At 71.6% G+C, this 14,905-nt stretch carries 15 protein-coding genes and 2 pseudogenes; 10 read left to right on the top strand and 7 right to left on the bottom strand.

Going from position 1 to position 14,905, the window contains the following annotated elements:
* A partial coding sequence (locus tag C1I95_RS23835; protein ID WP_146605805.1) for an AAA family ATPase occupies positions 1-2,386 on the bottom strand: 2,386 nt, incomplete at its 3' end.
* 124 nt (positions 2,387-2,510) lie between these two features.
* Between C1I95_RS23835 and C1I95_RS23830 the strand changes: the two genes are divergently transcribed.
* The 4 genes and pseudogenes from C1I95_RS23830 (at position 2,511) to C1I95_RS23815 (ending at position 4,098) form a co-directional block, all read left to right on the top strand.
* On the top strand, positions 2,511-2,765 hold the full coding sequence (locus C1I95_RS23830) for a FitA-like ribbon-helix-helix domain-containing protein (protein ID WP_111216829.1): 255 nt from the start codon (positions 2,511-2,513) through the stop codon (positions 2,763-2,765).
* Positions 2,762-3,163, top strand: a complete 402-nt coding sequence (locus tag C1I95_RS23825; RefSeq protein ID WP_111216825.1) for a type II toxin-antitoxin system VapC family toxin — start codon at positions 2,762-2,764, stop codon at positions 3,161-3,163. The genes C1I95_RS23830 and C1I95_RS23825 overlap by 4 nt, the downstream gene beginning before the upstream one ends.
* 14 nt (positions 3,164-3,177) lie before the next feature.
* Positions 3,178-3,417 (top strand): type II toxin-antitoxin system Phd/YefM family antitoxin, encoded by a 240-nt coding sequence (locus tag C1I95_RS23820; protein WP_111216827.1) that lies wholly within the window; start codon positions 3,178-3,180, stop codon positions 3,415-3,417.
* A gap of 113 nt (positions 3,418-3,530) precedes the next feature.
* Positions 3,531-4,098: pseudogene (locus C1I95_RS23815) on the top strand (NUDIX hydrolase).
* Here C1I95_RS23815 and C1I95_RS36540 read toward each other — a convergent pair.
* The 4 genes and pseudogenes from C1I95_RS36540 to C1I95_RS23795 form a co-directional block, all read right to left on the bottom strand.
* A pseudogene (locus tag C1I95_RS36540) lies at positions 4,099-4,308 on the bottom strand (XRE family transcriptional regulator); the annotation flags it as partial.
* Between the two features lie 169 nt (positions 4,309-4,477).
* A complete protein-coding gene (locus tag C1I95_RS23805) occupies positions 4,478-4,822 on the bottom strand; it encodes a hypothetical protein (protein WP_111216823.1) in 345 nt (114 codons plus the stop codon).
* 42 nt (positions 4,823-4,864) lie between these two features.
* Positions 4,865-6,502, bottom strand: coding sequence for a hypothetical protein (locus C1I95_RS23800; protein WP_111216821.1), 1,638 nt, complete (start codon positions 6,500-6,502; stop codon positions 4,865-4,867).
* Positions 6,503-6,688: 186 nt separating this feature from the next.
* Positions 6,689-7,045, bottom strand: coding sequence for a VOC family protein (locus C1I95_RS23795; protein ID WP_111216818.1), 357 nt, complete (start codon positions 7,043-7,045; stop codon positions 6,689-6,691).
* A gap of 149 nt (positions 7,046-7,194) precedes the next feature.
* Here C1I95_RS23795 and C1I95_RS23790 point away from each other — a divergent pair, with 149 nt between their 5' ends.
* From C1I95_RS23790 to C1I95_RS23780, 3 genes are read left to right on the top strand one after another with little or no spacing between them, the layout of a single operon-like run.
* The gene (locus C1I95_RS23790; RefSeq protein ID WP_111216816.1) at positions 7,195-7,719 is read left to right on the top strand and encodes a PadR family transcriptional regulator; all 525 of its coding nucleotides are present in this window, start codon (positions 7,195-7,197) and stop codon (positions 7,717-7,719) included.
* Complete coding sequence (locus C1I95_RS23785; protein WP_111216814.1) at positions 7,716-8,387, top strand: ABC transporter ATP-binding protein; 672 nt, start codon at positions 7,716-7,718, stop codon at positions 8,385-8,387. The genes C1I95_RS23790 and C1I95_RS23785 overlap by 4 nt, the downstream gene beginning before the upstream one ends.
* Positions 8,384-10,579 carry an FtsX-like permease family protein gene (locus C1I95_RS23780; protein WP_111216812.1) on the top strand — a complete coding sequence of 732 codons (2,196 nt, stop codon included), beginning with the start codon at positions 8,384-8,386 and terminating at the stop codon, positions 10,577-10,579. The genes C1I95_RS23785 and C1I95_RS23780 overlap by 4 nt, the downstream gene beginning before the upstream one ends.
* Positions 10,580-10,588: 9 nt before the next feature.
* Here C1I95_RS23780 and C1I95_RS23775 read toward each other — a convergent pair whose 3' ends face one another.
* Positions 10,589-11,299 carry a TetR/AcrR family transcriptional regulator gene (locus C1I95_RS23775; RefSeq protein ID WP_111216810.1) on the bottom strand — a complete coding sequence of 237 codons (711 nt, stop codon included), beginning with the start codon at positions 11,297-11,299 and terminating at the stop codon, positions 10,589-10,591.
* Between the two features lie 108 nt (positions 11,300-11,407).
* Between C1I95_RS23775 and C1I95_RS23770 the strand changes: the two genes are divergently transcribed.
* A complete protein-coding gene (locus C1I95_RS23770) occupies positions 11,408-12,130 on the top strand; it encodes a DUF4386 domain-containing protein (RefSeq protein ID WP_111216808.1) in 723 nt (240 codons plus the stop codon).
* A gap of 38 nt (positions 12,131-12,168) precedes the next feature.
* Positions 12,169-12,615 carry a DUF8243 domain-containing protein gene (locus C1I95_RS23765; RefSeq protein ID WP_111216806.1) on the top strand — a complete coding sequence of 149 codons (447 nt, stop codon included), beginning with the start codon at positions 12,169-12,171 and terminating at the stop codon, positions 12,613-12,615.
* Between the two features lie 45 nt (positions 12,616-12,660).
* Here C1I95_RS23765 and C1I95_RS23760 read toward each other — a convergent pair whose 3' ends face one another.
* Positions 12,661-13,470, bottom strand: a complete 810-nt coding sequence (locus tag C1I95_RS23760) for a prepilin peptidase (RefSeq protein ID WP_111216804.1) — start codon at positions 13,468-13,470, stop codon at positions 12,661-12,663.
* A 597-nt stretch (positions 13,471-14,067) separates the two neighbouring features.
* Between C1I95_RS23760 and C1I95_RS23755 the strand changes: the two genes are divergently transcribed.
* Positions 14,068-14,634, top strand: coding sequence for a hypothetical protein (locus C1I95_RS23755; protein WP_111216801.1), 567 nt, complete (start codon positions 14,068-14,070; stop codon positions 14,632-14,634).
* The last annotated feature ends 271 nt before the right edge of the window (positions 14,635-14,905 follow it).

The following is a 14,905-nucleotide window of genomic DNA, read 5'->3' as shown; positions in this document are numbered from 1 at the left end:
CCGATCGCGCTGGGCTGGGCTGCGTACGCCGAGGGTCGCCCACCTCGTGGGCAAGTTCGTCGGCCCGTCGTCGGGCAGCAGCCGCGGCCCGACCGGAAGCGCACCGGGACGCCGCCGCTGCGGCCTCTGCTGCGTACAGGGGCGAACCGATGGCCTCGAAGGCCGTCGCGGCTTCCAGCAGGGTCTCGGGGCGGGCACGCTCCAGCCCGGTGGCCAGGGCCAGACGCGCCGCGCCGACCGGGGATCCGACGGCGAGCGAGGCCAGCCGGGGGCGTACCCCGGTGCCGTCGTGCATCCGGAGGCGCTCGTGCAGAATCCAGGACTCGGCTGCCACCGCCCGTTCCTGCGCGGCTCTTGCCTGGCCCTGCCGCAGCAGGTCGCAGGCCAGGGCGTGGCGACCCTCGGCGTACGCAGCCCAGCCCAGCGCGATCGGGACGGTGTGGCGCAGGAACCCCAGACCCGCCTCCGGCGAACGCAGGTACGTCAGCCACGCCGGATCCGGGGGCAGGCCGCGTGAGCCGTAGGCCACGGTCAGCACGGACAGGCAGACCCGGACGCAGTCGGTCATTCCGGCGGCTACCGCCGTCACGAGGCTGCGCCGTGCCCAGAGCGTCGCATCGTCCAGGTGCCCCGCCTGCATCCGCGCCGCGCCGACACACAGGGCGGCCCAGGCGCGCTCGAAGACCACGCCATCGGCCAACGCGCTGTGGTAGGCACGCTCGGCGGTGTGTGCGGCGTCGTCGAGCCGCCCGTGCTCGCGTAGGGCGTGGCTCGCGTACACGAGCAGCTTGTCGCGGGTCCCGGCAGCCGCCTCCGGCCCGGCCGCCCGGACCTCGTCGAGCAGTTCCTCGATGACGGCGACCGCCTCGCCGGTGTGTCCGACATGGGCCAGGGCGTTGCTGCGGCTCGTCGCCAGCATGGCCCGGACCGGCAGCGGCAGCCGGGCACGGTCCGTGATGACCGACGCGAGCGCCAACGCCTCGTCTGGGAACCCGGCGTATGCCAGGGCGTCAGCTTCGGCGACCGCGAACAGGGCGCCGACCGGCGCCCCGGCGGGGTATCGGGCGGATTGCTCCCGCAGCACGTCCCGGGCGCCGGGCAGATCGTAGCGACCCCAGAGGATCACCTTGTGCAGGGTTACGGCGAGCAGAGCGGCGTCCGCGCCGGGCGGGGTGCGGTCCAGCGCGTCACGCAGGACGGTCACCGCCTCGTCGGCGCGCCCGGTCTCCCAGCGGGTGACCGCGAAGACGAGGGCGGCACCGACGGCGACCTCCGGGTGGGTGGTCCAGAGGTCGGGGCCCCGGTCGAGGCACGCCCGGGCCAGCCGCACCGCGACGTCGGTAGCGCCGCCCGCCGCCGCGACCCGCGCTGCGGCCAGCAGGTGCGCCGGTTCCACGGCTTCTCCGGCGTCCAGGCTCAGCACGGTGCACCGTACGTGGTCGTGCGGCGCGAGGATCCGGGCGACCGCGAGATGCTCGCGGAGCACCGCCCGCCGCCGGGCGGGCGACAGCCCGTCCCACAGCACCTCGGCAAACAACGGGTGGACGAATCGCACGGTCTCGGCCGTCCAGACCGCGATCCCGTGGGTGACCAGGTGCTCGGTTCCGGCGTGGTGTCCGGCCTGCTCGACCTCTCCGTCGTTCGCCCGGCCGGTGGCGGCCAGGAAGCGGGCGGCGGCGACGGCGTCGTCGGGCAGGCCCTCCAGGCGGGTCGGTAGGAGGCTGCGCAGCCCGGTCGGGACCGGCAGCGGTCCGACGGCGTGCCAGCCGACCGTCGAACGGCGCAACGCACCGGAGCGTCGCGCGCCGTCGAGCAGCTGGGTGACGAACAGGGCATTCCCGCCGGTCCGGCGCCACACGTCGTCGACCACCCCGGCGTCCACCGGGCCGTCGAGCAGCGTGTCGACGAGCTCCTCCGTTGACGTCCGGTCGAACGGCGCGACCGGCAGGACGACGGTGCTCGGCGACGCCGCGAGCTCGGCCACGACGGGTGGCACGCGACCGTCGACAGTCCGCGCGGTGCCGACCAGCGTGCGTCCGGCGTCGCGGGCGACCCGCACCGCGACGGCCAGGGAGACCTCGTCGCACCCATCCAGGTCGTCGACCGCGAGCACAGCTCCGGGTGGGACCGCCCGGAGCACCTGGGCGACCATCTCCGCGAGTGACGTCGTCGCCGGGTCGACCAGGTGGGCCAGAGCCGCCAGCGGGACGTGCGACAGCCCTCGCGTGCCCCAGGCGCGGACGGCAGGCAGCGACGTGGACACCGCGTCGAGCAGCCGGGTCTTGCCCACGCCGGCCTCGCCGGTGACCAGGACCACATCCGTCTGTGGATCGCGCACTGCGGCGAGGACGTCGCTCAACTCTTGGGCCCGGCCGATCATCGTCATGCCGGGATCATCTCTCGCCCCCGGTGGCGCATGAAGCGTGGCGACCGGCGCCATCGGGCATCCCGGCGCTCGTGATGTGGACAGGTTCACCGGTAGCGAGCAGATCTGCATGCATAATGAATGCATGGTTGCTCTCCAGATTCGGGACGTGCCGGAAGAAGTGCGAGACGCTCTGGCGGCTCAGGCCAAGGCGCGCGGGCAGTCACTCCAGGCGTACCTGCTGGAGTTGGTGGAGACGCAGGCTCGACGTCTGCGCAACACGGCAGCCCTTGATCGCTTCGCCGGTCGATCGGACGGGGCTCACTCCCTGCCTGGGGAGAGTGCCGCCGAGTTGACCGACCAACGGGAGCAGCGCGGCCCATGGGGTAGTGCCGCGTGATCGTCGTGGACGCGTCGGCCCTGGCCGATGCCCTGGTCGACGACGGGCCGGTAGGCGAAGCGGCGCGGGCAGAGCTGACCGGAGATCCACACTGGGCCGCGCCAGGCCATCTTCTGGTCGAGGTCATGTCGGTGATCAGGGGCAAGGTCCTCGGCAGGAAGCTCGGCCTGGCCCGGTCCCAGGAGGCAATCGACGCCCTACCCTCGCTTGTCATCGACGAGGTCGGCGTTCCGTTGCTGCTCGACCGAATGTGGCAGTTGCGTGGCAACGTCACGGCGTACGACGCGGCGTATGTCGCGGCGGCGGAGTTGATGGCCTGCCCGCTCGTGACCGGTGATGGTCGGCTCACCAAGGCAAGCGGCATCCGTTGCGAGATCCGACTGCTCGCTGCCCCCTGACATTGGAGGTGGTCATGCGGACCGTGAACTTCACCCAACTACGACAGAACCTGGCCGCCGAACTCGACAGCGTCATCAACGACGCGGAGGAAGTGGTGGTGACCCGGTCGGGCCACGAGCCGGTGGTGATCGTGTCGCTGGCCGAGTACGAGTCGATGAAGGAAACCGAGTATCTCCTGCGCAGCCCGAGCAATGCCGCAGCCCTTCGCCGATCGATCGCCGAGCTTGAGCAGGGCGACACGACCGAGCGATAGCTGAACAGCCGACAGTCTGAGTCCGTATCCCCGGCCGGGTTCGTCGTGCACCTGCCGAATCGGAGGGATGCCGTGCGGCAGCGGCTCGGTACCGCTGGTCGGATACTGGCCGGATGGCGGAGGAACAGGGCATCGGATCGACGCGCTGGACGATTCATAGCGAGCGGGTGGTGGACAGCAGCCGGCGGGCGCGGGTTGAGCATCGCCGATGTGGAGCTACCCGATGGGGTCCGCTTCGAGCAGTACGTGATCCGGGCGCCCCGGTCGGCCATGGTCGCTGTGCTTGACGCCAAGGAGCGCCTGTTGCTGATGCGGCGGCATCGGTTTGTTTTCGATCGGTGGGTGTGGGAGCTGCCGGGCGGCTACGTCGATGGTGAAGAGCAGCCGGCGATGTGTGCGGTCCGGGAAGTCGAGGAGGAGACCGGCTGGCGTCCGGGGGCGGTGGAGCCGTTGCTGTCGTTCCAGCCGTGGGTGGCGACCGCGGACGCGGAGAATCTGCTGTTTCTTGCGCGGGATGCGGAACACATCGGAGCTCCGGTGGATGTGAACGAGGCCGAGCGGGTGGCCTGGATCCCGCTGGAGGAGGCGCGGCATCTCGTGTCCCAGGGCGAGATCGTGGGCGCCGGTACGGTGATCGCGGTGTTGGAGCTGGTCGCGCGCAAGGCCCGCGGTGAGTTGTAGTTAGCGGCGTTGGCCGAGGGTCGCGTCGATGCGGGTGATGAAGTGTCGTACGGCTGGCCGACGGCGGTGCGCCGTGAGGTGTGTTTGCAGGTCGCGTAGGTAGCGGACGGCTCGGGCTGACCGTAGTTGCGTGGTCAGGGCGAGGGCTTCGGCACCGATGGCGCTGGCGCGTTCAGGCTCGCCATGGTGGGCTTGGATGGTGGCCAGGAGGTGCCCTGGGCGCCAGCCGGCACGCTGCACCGTCGTTTCGTCGGTTGGACCAGACAGCCGCCAGCACCCGACCGAGACGGACGCCAGTAGCCCGGATGACGACCCAAGGCGCGGTACCGGTCTTTCAAACCGGCCCGTGTCCTTGGGTCGCCTCCGTCGAAGCAGCCGGTCAGCGGCGGACCAGTACGGATGCGCTGGTCGCGCGCCCGTCCAGATGGCCGGTCCGCTTGGCGATCACCGTGACGGTGATCCGCTTGTTGCGCATCGAGGACTTGAGCTTGAGCGACTTGCCGGTCGCGCCCTTGATGATTTTGCCGTTCAAACGCCACTCGTATTTGTAGGACGTGGCGCTGGGTGACCAGGTGCCGACCGACAGCTTCACGGTGCGGCCGACCTTCGCCGTACCTGTGATCTTGGGCTTCTTGGTGGCCTTGGGTGCCGAGCCCTTGGCGACCGCGCCGGTGGAGGCGGAGGTCGCGGAGGCCGCGGTGTTGCCGGTGCGGGAAGCGGTCACCGTGACGGAGAGCCGCTTGCCGGCCAGCGACGCCGGGATCTTCTACGACGAGCCGGTCGCACCCTTGACGGCGACGCCGTTCGCCTTCCATTGGTACTTGACCGATGTCGCTGCCGGCGACCAGGTGCCGGCGGTGGCCTTGACGGTGTGGCCGACCTTCACCGTGCCGCTGATCGCCGGCGCCTTGGTGACCGCCAGCGCGGGCAGCGGTGCGACCGTGATGGCGTCGTTGAGGGTTGCCCACAGCGTGCCGCCGTACGGTTTGACGGTCACGGAGGCGCGGCCCGGCGGCACCGCGGCGAAGTCGACCTCCACGACGGTCCGGGAGCCGTCCGGGTCGACGGACTTGATGGTCGCCGGAACGGGCAGCCGGCCCGCCGGAGTCACCTCGACGATGTCGCGCGGGTGCAGGAACATGCCCTGGATGGTCAGCGTCCGCTTCTCGCCGGTGGTCACCGTGCTCGGCGACACCGAGTAGGTACGGGCGTTCACGACGGTCACGGCGAAGTTCGCCGCCCCGATGTTGGACCGCGTCCCGTCGGCGGTGACGCTACGCACGAGCATGGTGAAGCTGCCGGTGCGGTCCGGGGTCCAGGTCAACGTCGCCTTGCCGTCCGGTCCGGCGGGCAGCGTCGCCCACTCCGCGCCGGTACGCCACTCGAAGGCCGTCGTCCCGGGCAGCCGCGCGGTGAGCTGAAAGTCCCCTGGGGCCTTGCGGCCGTACTCGCCGAGGATGCCCAGCGGGAAGTCCGTGGACGAGATGTACGGGAAGTCGATGACGCGCCAGGAGTCTTGGCTTGCGTCGGTCGTCAGGCCCTTGGCGTTGCGGGCCGTCACGCTGACCCACATCTCCCCCGCGCGGGTCGGCGTCACCGTGAAGGTGGCGCTGCCGTCGGCGGCCGGTGCGACGCTCCGCTCCGTCGTCGTCGCGCCGTCGCGGAACGTCACGTCGTACGCCACGACTCCCGGCATTCCGGTGCGGGCGGTGAAGGTCGTCGGCTTCCCCACGTCCTGACCGCCCGTCCGGGTCAGCCGGGGCGCCGCCGGGTCCGGCCTGGTCCATAGCGTGCGGATCTCGGAGAGCTTGCCGTCGGCATCGCGACTCTGCGCGTACAGGTTGAAACTGCTGCTGGTGTCGTCCAGGTACCACTGGAACTCCGCGGTCCCGTCCGCCCGGGCCGGCACGGTCACCGTGTGCTCCGGATTCTGGCCACCGCTGGTGTACGGCCAGACCAGGTAGTCCCGGACGTTCGGCATCCGCGGCGTCAGGTGGAACGTGGGAGTGGCACCCAGGTACACGATGCCCTCGGGGTCGCGCACGACCGCCGGACCGTCGTCGACCAGGAACTCGTAGGCGTACTCGGCGTACTCGGTACCGTCCCGGGCGACCGTGTGCACGGTGAGGAACTGCTTGCCGGCCAGCCGCGGGGCGATCGTCACGGTCGCTTGGCCGGCGGCGTCGGCGGGAACGGTCCCGGACTGCCCGTCGTCGGCCCGCCACACGAACGAGGCGGCGTCGGCGATGCGGGCACGCAGCGTGAACACGCCCGGCACGCCCACGTTGTAGTTCAGGTCCGGCAGGATCTGGGGGGCGCGGTAGGCGGTGGAGACGACGACTGGTCGGGTGTCGACGTCCGCGGCTGCCGTGCCGGCGCCCAGCGCGGCCGTGCCAGCCATCATCGCCGCAGCGGTAACCCACGAGATCAAGCGCCGGAAAGGGCGCGGCTGTGCAAGCATGCGTGTTTCTCCCCCAGGGTACGTCGTTGTTGATCGACGCATGGAGAAGGTTCGCATGAGGATACGGCGCAACGCGAGCCCGTTGTCCACTTCGTCCGGTCAAACCACCCGGGTAGCGGAATTCGGCACTCAGCGGTCCTGGAGCAGCCCGAGCACGTTGCCGTCGGGGTCGGTGAAGGTGGCCACCAGGCGGCCGCCGCCGACGTCGCGCACGGGCTCCTTCACGGTGGCTCCAGCGGCGGTCACCTCGGCCAGCTTCGCCTCGATGTCCGGTACGTGCCAGTAGGCCACCGGCGAGGTCATGCCCTGCGGTCCACCACCGGGCACCAGCCCGATGTGCTGACCGGCGGCCTCGTAGCCGACGTAGTAGGCCGCGTCGGCCTGCGGCGGCACGCCGAGCAGGGCGGTGTACACCGCCTTGGCGGCCGTCAGGTCGGACACGGGGTGCAGCACGGTCTTGATTCCCTGGGTGGGTGAGCTGGTCACTGGTTCACTCCTGAGGTTCGTGGGTCGGCGCCGACCCGGCGGACGTTGTCTCGTCGGGCTCAAGAACGAACGGGGAGCCCGAAAGTCGTCACCGGAATGTACGCCGGGGATATATACGCGGTGTATACCCTCGGGGTATGGTCTCCGACATGAGCGTCTCCATGACCCTTCTCGGCCTACTCGAACGCGAGCCCAGCCACGGCTACGACCTCAAGCGGCACTACGACACCTTCTTCAGCCGGGGCAAGCCGCTGCCGTTCGGCCAGGTCTACTCGACCCTGGGCCGGCTCGCCCGCGACGGCAAGATCGTGGTCGGCGAGATCGAGCCGGGCGTGGGCCCCGAGCGCAAGCGCTACGTCATCACCGAGCAAGGCGCGACCGAGGTCGAGTCGTGGCTGACCGAGCCGGTCGAGGCCGAGCCCAACCTGCAGACGGTGCTGTTCACCAAGGTCGTGCTGGCGCTCATGCTCGGCCGACCCGCCGAGGAGTACCTCGACCGGCAGCGCGCCGCCCACCTGCGGCGGATGACGGAGCTCACCGAGATCAGGCGCGGCGGCGACCTGGTCGACGTCCTGCTGGCCGACCACGGTCTGTTCCACCTGGAAGCCGACCTGCACTGGATCGACACCACGGTCGCCCGGTTGGACGCGCTCCGAAAGGTGGTCCGGAAGTGAAGGCGATCGAGGCGCGCGACGTGCTGCTCTCCTTCGGTGAAACCCCGGCGCTGCGCGGCGCCAGCGTCTCGGTGGCCCCGGGCGAGATCGTCGCCGTGATGGGTCCGAGTGGCTCCGGGAAGTCCACCCTGCTGCACTGCCTGGCCGGGATCCTGGTGCCGGACTCGGGCGAGGTCCACTTCGACGGCCGCCGGATCGACACCCTGAACGAGAACCAGCGCAGCGTGCTGCGCCGGGACCAGTTCGGGTTCGTGTTCCAGTTCGGGCAGCTGGTGCCGGAGCTGACCGCCGAGGAGAATGTCGCGCTGCCGCTGCTGCTCGGCGGCGTCAAGCGGGCCGCCGCGCTGCGGGAGGCGCGGCCCTGGTTCGAGCGGCTCGGCCTGGCCGGGCTGGAGCGGCGCCGGTCCGGTGAGCTGTCCGGCGGGCAGGCGCAGCGGGTGGCGCTGGCCCGTGGCCTGGTCGCCCGGCCCGGGGCGTTGTTCGCCGACGAGCCGACCGGGGCGCTCGACTCGCTGACCGGCGAGCAGGTCATGGACCTGCTGGTCGCCTCGGCGCGCGAGCAGGGCACCACCGTCGTCCTGGTCACCCACGAGGCCCGGATCGCCGCGTACGCCGACCGGCAGGTCATCGTGCGCGACGGCAAGGTGAACGGGCTGGTGCACTCATGATCCGGTTCGCGTTACGGCTGTCGCTGGCCGGCGGCCGGGAGGCCGCCATCCGTCTCGTCATCATCACCACCGCGGTGGCGCTCGGCGTCGGCATGCTGCTGACGACGCTCGCCGGCATGAACGCGGTCGGCGCGCAGAACCAGCGGTACGCCTGGCTGAACACCGCCGTCGCCCCGCCCTCGCCCGACACGTCGGCCGATCCGATGTGGTGGCTGATCCGGGAGGACTACTACCACGGTCGGTCCATCGGCCGGGTCGAGGTCGCCGCGCTGGGCCCGGACGCGCCCGTCCCACCGGGCATCCCGCGCCTGCCCGGGCCCGGCGAGTTCTACGTCTCGCCCGCGCTCGGTGAGCTGCTGCGGACCACCCCGGCCGCGGAACTCGGTGACCGCTTTCCCGGCCACGAGATCGGCACCATCGGCCGGACGGCGCTGCCCTCCCCGGAGTCGCTGCTGATCGTCATCGGCCGCACCTCGACCGAGCTGGAACAGTTGGGGGCCCGGCAGGTCACCCAGATCATGGACACCTCCCCGAGCGGCTGCAACGGCTGCTACGTCGGCATCAACGGCGACGGGATGGCGCTCGTGCTGTCCGTCGTGGCAGCCGCGCTGCTCTTCCCGGTGCTCATCTTCATCGGCACCGCGACCCGGCTGGCGGCGACCCGCCGCGAGCAACGCTTCGCCGCGATGCGGCTGATCGGCGCCACCCCACGGCAGATCTCCGTCATCTCGGCCGTGGAGTCCGCCGCTGCCGCGATGGCGGGCACCGCCGTCGGGCTCGGCCTGTTCTTCGCGTTCCGGCCGGGGCTCGCCACGATCCCGTTCACCGGGGAACCGTTCTTCGCCACCGACCTGTCGCTCGCCGTCGTCGACGTCCTGCTCGTCGCGCTGGGCATCCCGGTCGGTGCCGTCGTCGCCTCCTGGCTGGCCCTGCGCCGGGTGCAGATCTCGCCGCTGGGCGTGAGCCGTCGGGTGACCCCGAAGCCGCCGCGTGCCTGGCGAGTGATCCCGCTGGTCGCCGGGATCGCCGAGCTGGCGTACTTCGTCGGTCGGCGCCCGGACACGACGAACGGCCAGCTCACCGCGTACCTCTCCGGTTTTCTTCTGATCCTGATCGGGCTGGTGCTGGCCGGCCCCTGGCTGACCATGGCCGGTGCCCGGGTGCTGGCCGGGCGGGCGAGCCGGCCCGCCGCGCTCATCGCCGGCCGGCGGCTGTCGGACAATCCGCAGGCCGGGTTCCGGTCGGTCAGCGGGCTGATCGTGGCGCTGTTCGTGACGAGTGTGGCGACCGGCACGATCACCACGTTCGTCGCCAACCGTGGTGAACCCCGTACCGACTCGGTGGCCGCCACCTCACTGAGCAAGATGTTCTGGCCGGAGGACGGCCCGGCGCCGACCGCGGACCAGATCCCGACCGGACTCGAGACCATCCCTGGGGTACGCAGTGTGACGGTGGTGCACCGCAACCCCGCCCCAGACGGGTGGCACGGCCTGATCACCTGCGCCGAACTGGACCGCCTGGCGGTGTTCGGCAGCTGCCGCGCCGGTGCCGAGGTCGCCGCCGTGGCCGGCGACCTCATCGGCATGCGCGCGTTCGACCTGACCACCGACACCTACGTCTGGGAGGACGCCGGGATCGCCGCCTCCGAGGTCGACCGGCAGCCGATCCTTTCGGTGGTCGTCGACACCACCAGCCGATCCGCGTTCGAGCAGGCCCGGACGATGCTGATCAACGCGTTTCCGCGGGAGCGTTTCCCGGCTAGCGTCGGCGAGTGGGAGGCGGCCTCCGCGCAGCAGTTGATCCAGTTCCAGCGGCTGGCCAACGTGGTCATGCTGGCCAGCCTGCCGATCGCGGGTTGCAGCCTGGCGGTGAGCGTGGCCGGCGGGCTGAGCGACCGGAAGCGGCCGTTCAGCATGCTGCGGCTCACCGGGATGCAGCTGCGCACGCTGCGCCGGGTGGTCGCGCTGGAGACCGTCGTGCCGCTGCTGGCCGTCGCCGCGGTGGCGATCGGGGCGGGGTTCCTGGCCGCACACCTCTTCCTGCGGTCGCAACTGGACTATCCGCTGCTCCCGCCGCACCTGTCGTTCTACCTCATGGTCGCCGGCGGGCTGGCGGTGTCGCTGGGCATCATCGCCTCGACACTGCCACTGCTCGGCCGGATCACCGGACCGGAGACCGCCCGCAACGACTGAGTCGGCCCCTTACCCGCCGGTGGCACGGGCGCGTTCGAGGCCGTCGAAGAGCAGGTCGAGGGTGAACTCGAACTCGATCTGGCTGTCGCACCAGCCGAGCGTGGGGTCGGCGGCGTCGTGTGCCTCGGCGGCGGCCATCGCGGTCAGGTGGGGCAGCGCCTCGGCCATCGCGGCCAGTTCCGCCTCGGCGGCCTCGACGTCGGTCTGCCCGCCGGCCGAGGCCGGGCGGAACACCTCCTGGGCGAACCCGAGCGCCAGGCTGCCGAACGCGTGCAGCGCCCGGTGGGCGATCCGATAGGAGAACCCGCCGTCGCGCAGGGTGGCGATGATCGCGTCGTAGTAGGCGTACACCCCGGCGGGGATGGTCGGCCGTGAGCTGAGCAGTGCGGGCGCCCACGGGTGACGCAGCATCACCGTACGGGCGGCGAGGAAGCGCTGCCCCAATCGGGTACGCCAGTCCTCGCCGGCGGCGGTCGCCTCGGCGCGGCGGGCCGCGGCCTCGATCTCCCCGATGACGGTGTCGACGAGGCCGTCGAGCAGGCCCTCTTTGCCGGGCAGGTGGTAATAGAGGGACATCGCCTCGACGCCGAGTTCGGCGGCCAGCCGGCGCATGGTCAACGCCGGCAACCCCTCCGCGTCCACCAGCGCGATCGCGGCGGCCAGGGCGCGCTCGCGGCTCAGCGGCTCCCGAGGGTTCTTCGCTCCCATCCGGCTTCCCATCTTCCTTTACCTTACATCGTATGGTTGCCTTACGTTGTAAGGCGCTGTCTGCATCCAAGCGCGTCGCCGGGCCGGAGTCGGCTGACGCGCAAATCGAAGGAGAGCCCCATGCACCCGCTGATCCGCACCGCCCGCGCGACCGGGCTGTTCTACCTCAGCCTGGCCATCACCGGCGCACTGGGTTTCCTGATCATCCGTCCGCGGCTCTTCGCCGCCGGTGACGCCGACGCGACCCTGGCCCACCTGGTCCAGCACGAGTCCCTGGCCCGCATCGGGATCGCCCTCGAACTGCTCATCGTCCTCGCCCAGACGCTCACCGCCGTCTGGTTCTACCGCCTGTTCCGTACCGTCGACGCCACCGCCGCCGCCAGCATCGCCGCCTTCGGCCTGGTCAACGCCGTCGCGATCCTGGTCAGCTCCGCCCTGCTCGCCACCGCGACCCAGGTGGCGGTCGACCCGCTCGGCGACACTGCCAACACCGTCCAACTGCTGTACCTGGTCGGCGGCAACCTGTGGATCGTGGGCGGGCTGTTCTTCGGCCTCTGGCTCGTCCCGATGGGCTGGTGCGTGCTCCGGTCGGGCTGGCTGCCCCGGACGCTCGGCTGGGTCCTCGTCGCCGGCGGCGCCGGCTACGTGCTCAGCACCTTCGTCACCTACCTCGCTCCCGGCGCCGGAATCGTCGCCGACCTGCTCGTCATCCCCGCGTCCGTGGGCGAGTTCTGGATGCTCGGTTACCTGATCATCTGGGGCGTCCGGCGACCGGCGCAGCCGGGGGACACCGGGTCACCGCACCGAGTCGTTGATCCGGATGTGCCCGCCACCCGCCGGTGACCACGGCGAGGGGCGCCGACCGTCCGGGAGGGACGCCGATGACCAGTGAGCGCGAGACCGTCGAGGTCGATCCCACGCTGTTCCAAGCCGTCTACGACTCGCCGGCCTCGCTGCCGGGCCGACACCGCTGGACCACCCCCGATTCCGACGTACGGCGGATCGAGAAGCTGCTCGGCGTGCCGGCCCGCACCATCGGCGCGCCGCTGTGGGTCAGCGGCGACCACCCGGACTGCCCGAAGTGCGGTCGCCGGATCACCTGGTACGACATCGTCTCGTCGGCCCTGCACGGCGTGCACGACCCGATGATGATCGCGACGGTGATCCTCGGCGACCGCCAGTACGTCAACACCGGCCTACCCGACGCCATCCCCGGCGTACGCTGCGCCGACTGCCGCACGACGATCGAGGGGCTGCGCAGCTTCAAGTGCCACAACTGGGCGTACGCCTTCGAGGAACTGGCCGCCGTGCTGCAGCGCATCTGTTAATAAGGGGCCCTTCCTCTACCGGAGGCGTTAAAAGGGGGCACTTCCTTACCAGAGCAGTAGGAAGGCGCCGAGGGTGCCGAGCACCAGGTACGGGCCGAACGGTAGGTGGCTCGACCAGCGGGCCCGCCGGGTGACCAGCAGCCCCAGGGCGACCAGGCCGGACAGCGTCAGCGCGAGAAGCAGCCCGAGCAGGGGCACCGTCCAGCCGTACCAGCCGAGCAGTGCGCCCGCGCCCAGCGCGAGCTTGGCGTCGCCGATGCCGAAGCCCCGCGCGCCGAGCAGCAACGTGGTGGCGGCGAAGAAGAGCGCCAACCCGAGCCCGGCCACGGTGGCGCGCAGCCACGGTGCCGGTCCGGCGCCGGCCAGCGCGGCCAGCCCGAGCAGCAGCCAGGTGCCGGCGGCGGCAGGCCAGGTGAGGCGGTCGGGCAGCCGGTGCACGGCGACGTCGATGAACAACAGCGGCACCGCGAAGGTCAGCCACCAGGCCACGGCGACCAGCTCGACGGCGGGTGGGCGGGCCAGCAGCAGCACCGCGACGGCCGCCGCGGCGGCCAGTTCGACGGTGGCCGGTGGCGCGCCGACCCGGGACCGGCACCCGCCGCAGCGGGCGGCCGGACCGAGCGCCGGCCACGGGCGATCGAGGCCGATCGGCGCGCCGCAGGCGTCACATCCGCTCCGGCGGCCGATTCCCGGGGGTACGGCGTGCCGGGCGACGGCGTACCGCAGCAGCGGGGTGAGGGCCAGGACGGCCAGTGGTCGCGGCCGGCGTGGCCGCACGGTTGTGGGGCGGGCCGGCAACACATCGTCGGCCCGGTTCTCGTCGGCCACCGGTTGGGCGGCGTGCGGCCGGGTCATACCGGCAGTCCGGCGTCGACGGCGACCACGGATCGTAGTGTGCCCGGTCGGTTCGGGTAGCGGCCCGAACGTTCCGGCGGGGCTCCCCCCGCGCCGGTCACCCCTCGGCCGAATTGCGCCGGACACGGAGATGCAATTCCCACCGAATGCAATTGACGCCGGATCCGGGCCAATTCTACGGGGGACGGATCGGGCGACATGCCATTTCCCGCCCCATCCTGACCGGGCCGCCGGAAGCCCGCCCGGAGGCCGGGCGCACCCGCCCGCCGGTCGCGCCGGCCAGCCCTGCGCACCGAGCCGACAGACGCCGGCAACATCCCGGTAACCATCCAACCTCACCACCACTCATAACTCAGAGTGTTCGCTTGAATTGCCTCTGTTGCATCGGCCGACGTCAGCTTATGCTCGCCCCTTGGATGTGACGCAAGCCACGTCCGACGACCACGAACACCCGGGGCAGCGCATTTCAAGAGATCCGTAAGTGTAAATGCGGTAGCGCATTGGAGAGGCCCGGAGGACAACCATCCGGCCGCGCTGCCGCACGCCCGGAAACGCCGGCGACGGCGGTCTCCGGTCGGCACCGAGGAGGGCACGAGGGTGCGAGCACGGCAGCTGAGCCGCTGGACGGCCGGCCTGGTGGCGGTGGCGGCGGTCGGCACGACCACCGCCTGCGGCGGCGGGCAGGAGGCGGCCACCACGACAGCGCCGGATCGGGGCAAACCCGCCGGCGCCGAGCGGAACACCGACGAGCGGGCGGCCGAGGAGGCGGCGCTCGCGGCCTACACCGGCTACCTCGCCGCGTCCCGTACGGCGAGCCGGCGCAGCGACCCGCAACACCCGGAGCTGACCCGGTTCCTCGCCGACCCGCTGCTCACCCGGGTCCAGGTGAGCCTGCGGCAGGCCCGAGATCACGGCGCGGTCAGCACCGGAACGCTGCGTTCCGAGCCCACCGTGATCTCGGTGAACCTGGATTCGAGCCCGCCCACCGTGGAGATCCAGGACTGCCTCGACGCCACCGGCTACCGGATGGTCTACGTCTCCGACAAGCGGGTGGTGCCCGGCACCCGCGGCTCCCGGCACCTGGCCACCGCCACCGCCGCCCGCTATCCCGACGGCCGCTGGCTGATCAACGCCGGCGCGGCGCACCGGGACCAGCCGTGCTGACCCGGGGCGCTCCACGGGCCGACCGTAGCGGCGGTCACTCGCCCGACGGAGCCCGCCGCGCGCCTGCCCGACCGTACCGCCGAGACCGCCGGCCGGCCGCAGCCGTCCGTCAGATGCTGCTCGGCGCTGCCCTGGCCCTGCTGCTGGCGACCGGCCCGGCGGTGCCGGCGGCCGCCGCTGACCCCGGCGCGGAATGCCCGCCCGACCAACCGAGCTGCAGCGTCTGGGACGACGACCCCGGCACGCCCGGGGGCGGCGGCTCGGACAGCAG

Origin of the sequence: Micromonospora craterilacus (assembly GCF_003236315.1) — a bacterium.
Classification (GTDB): domain Bacteria; phylum Actinomycetota; class Actinomycetes; order Mycobacteriales; family Micromonosporaceae; genus Micromonospora; species Micromonospora craterilacus.
Note: the sequence above shows the minus strand (reverse complement) of the source record. Positions and strands in the feature narration are given on the sequence as shown.

Coding starts and splice junctions, on each gene's coding strand:
- C1I95_RS23830 (WP_111216829.1), top strand. CDS start 2,511: ATGGTTGCTCTCCAGATTCGGGACGTGCCGGAAGAAGTGCGAGACGCT.
- C1I95_RS23820 (WP_111216827.1), top strand. CDS start 3,178: ATGCGGACCGTGAACTTCACCCAACTACGACAGAACCTGGCCGCCGAA.
- C1I95_RS23800 (WP_111216821.1), bottom strand. CDS start 6,502: ATGATGGCTGGCACGGCCGCGCTGGGCGCCGGCACGGCAGCCGCGGAC.
- C1I95_RS23790 (WP_111216816.1), top strand. CDS start 7,195: ATGAGCGTCTCCATGACCCTTCTCGGCCTACTCGAACGCGAGCCCAGC.
- C1I95_RS23780 (WP_111216812.1), top strand. CDS start 8,384: ATGATCCGGTTCGCGTTACGGCTGTCGCTGGCCGGCGGCCGGGAGGCC.
- C1I95_RS23775 (WP_111216810.1), bottom strand. CDS start 11,299: ATGGGAAGCCGGATGGGAGCGAAGAACCCTCGGGAGCCGCTGAGCCGC.
- C1I95_RS23770 (WP_111216808.1), top strand. CDS start 11,408: ATGCACCCGCTGATCCGCACCGCCCGCGCGACCGGGCTGTTCTACCTC.
- C1I95_RS23765 (WP_111216806.1), top strand. CDS start 12,169: ATGACCAGTGAGCGCGAGACCGTCGAGGTCGATCCCACGCTGTTCCAA.
- C1I95_RS23760 (WP_111216804.1), bottom strand. CDS start 13,470: ATGACCCGGCCGCACGCCGCCCAACCGGTGGCCGACGAGAACCGGGCC.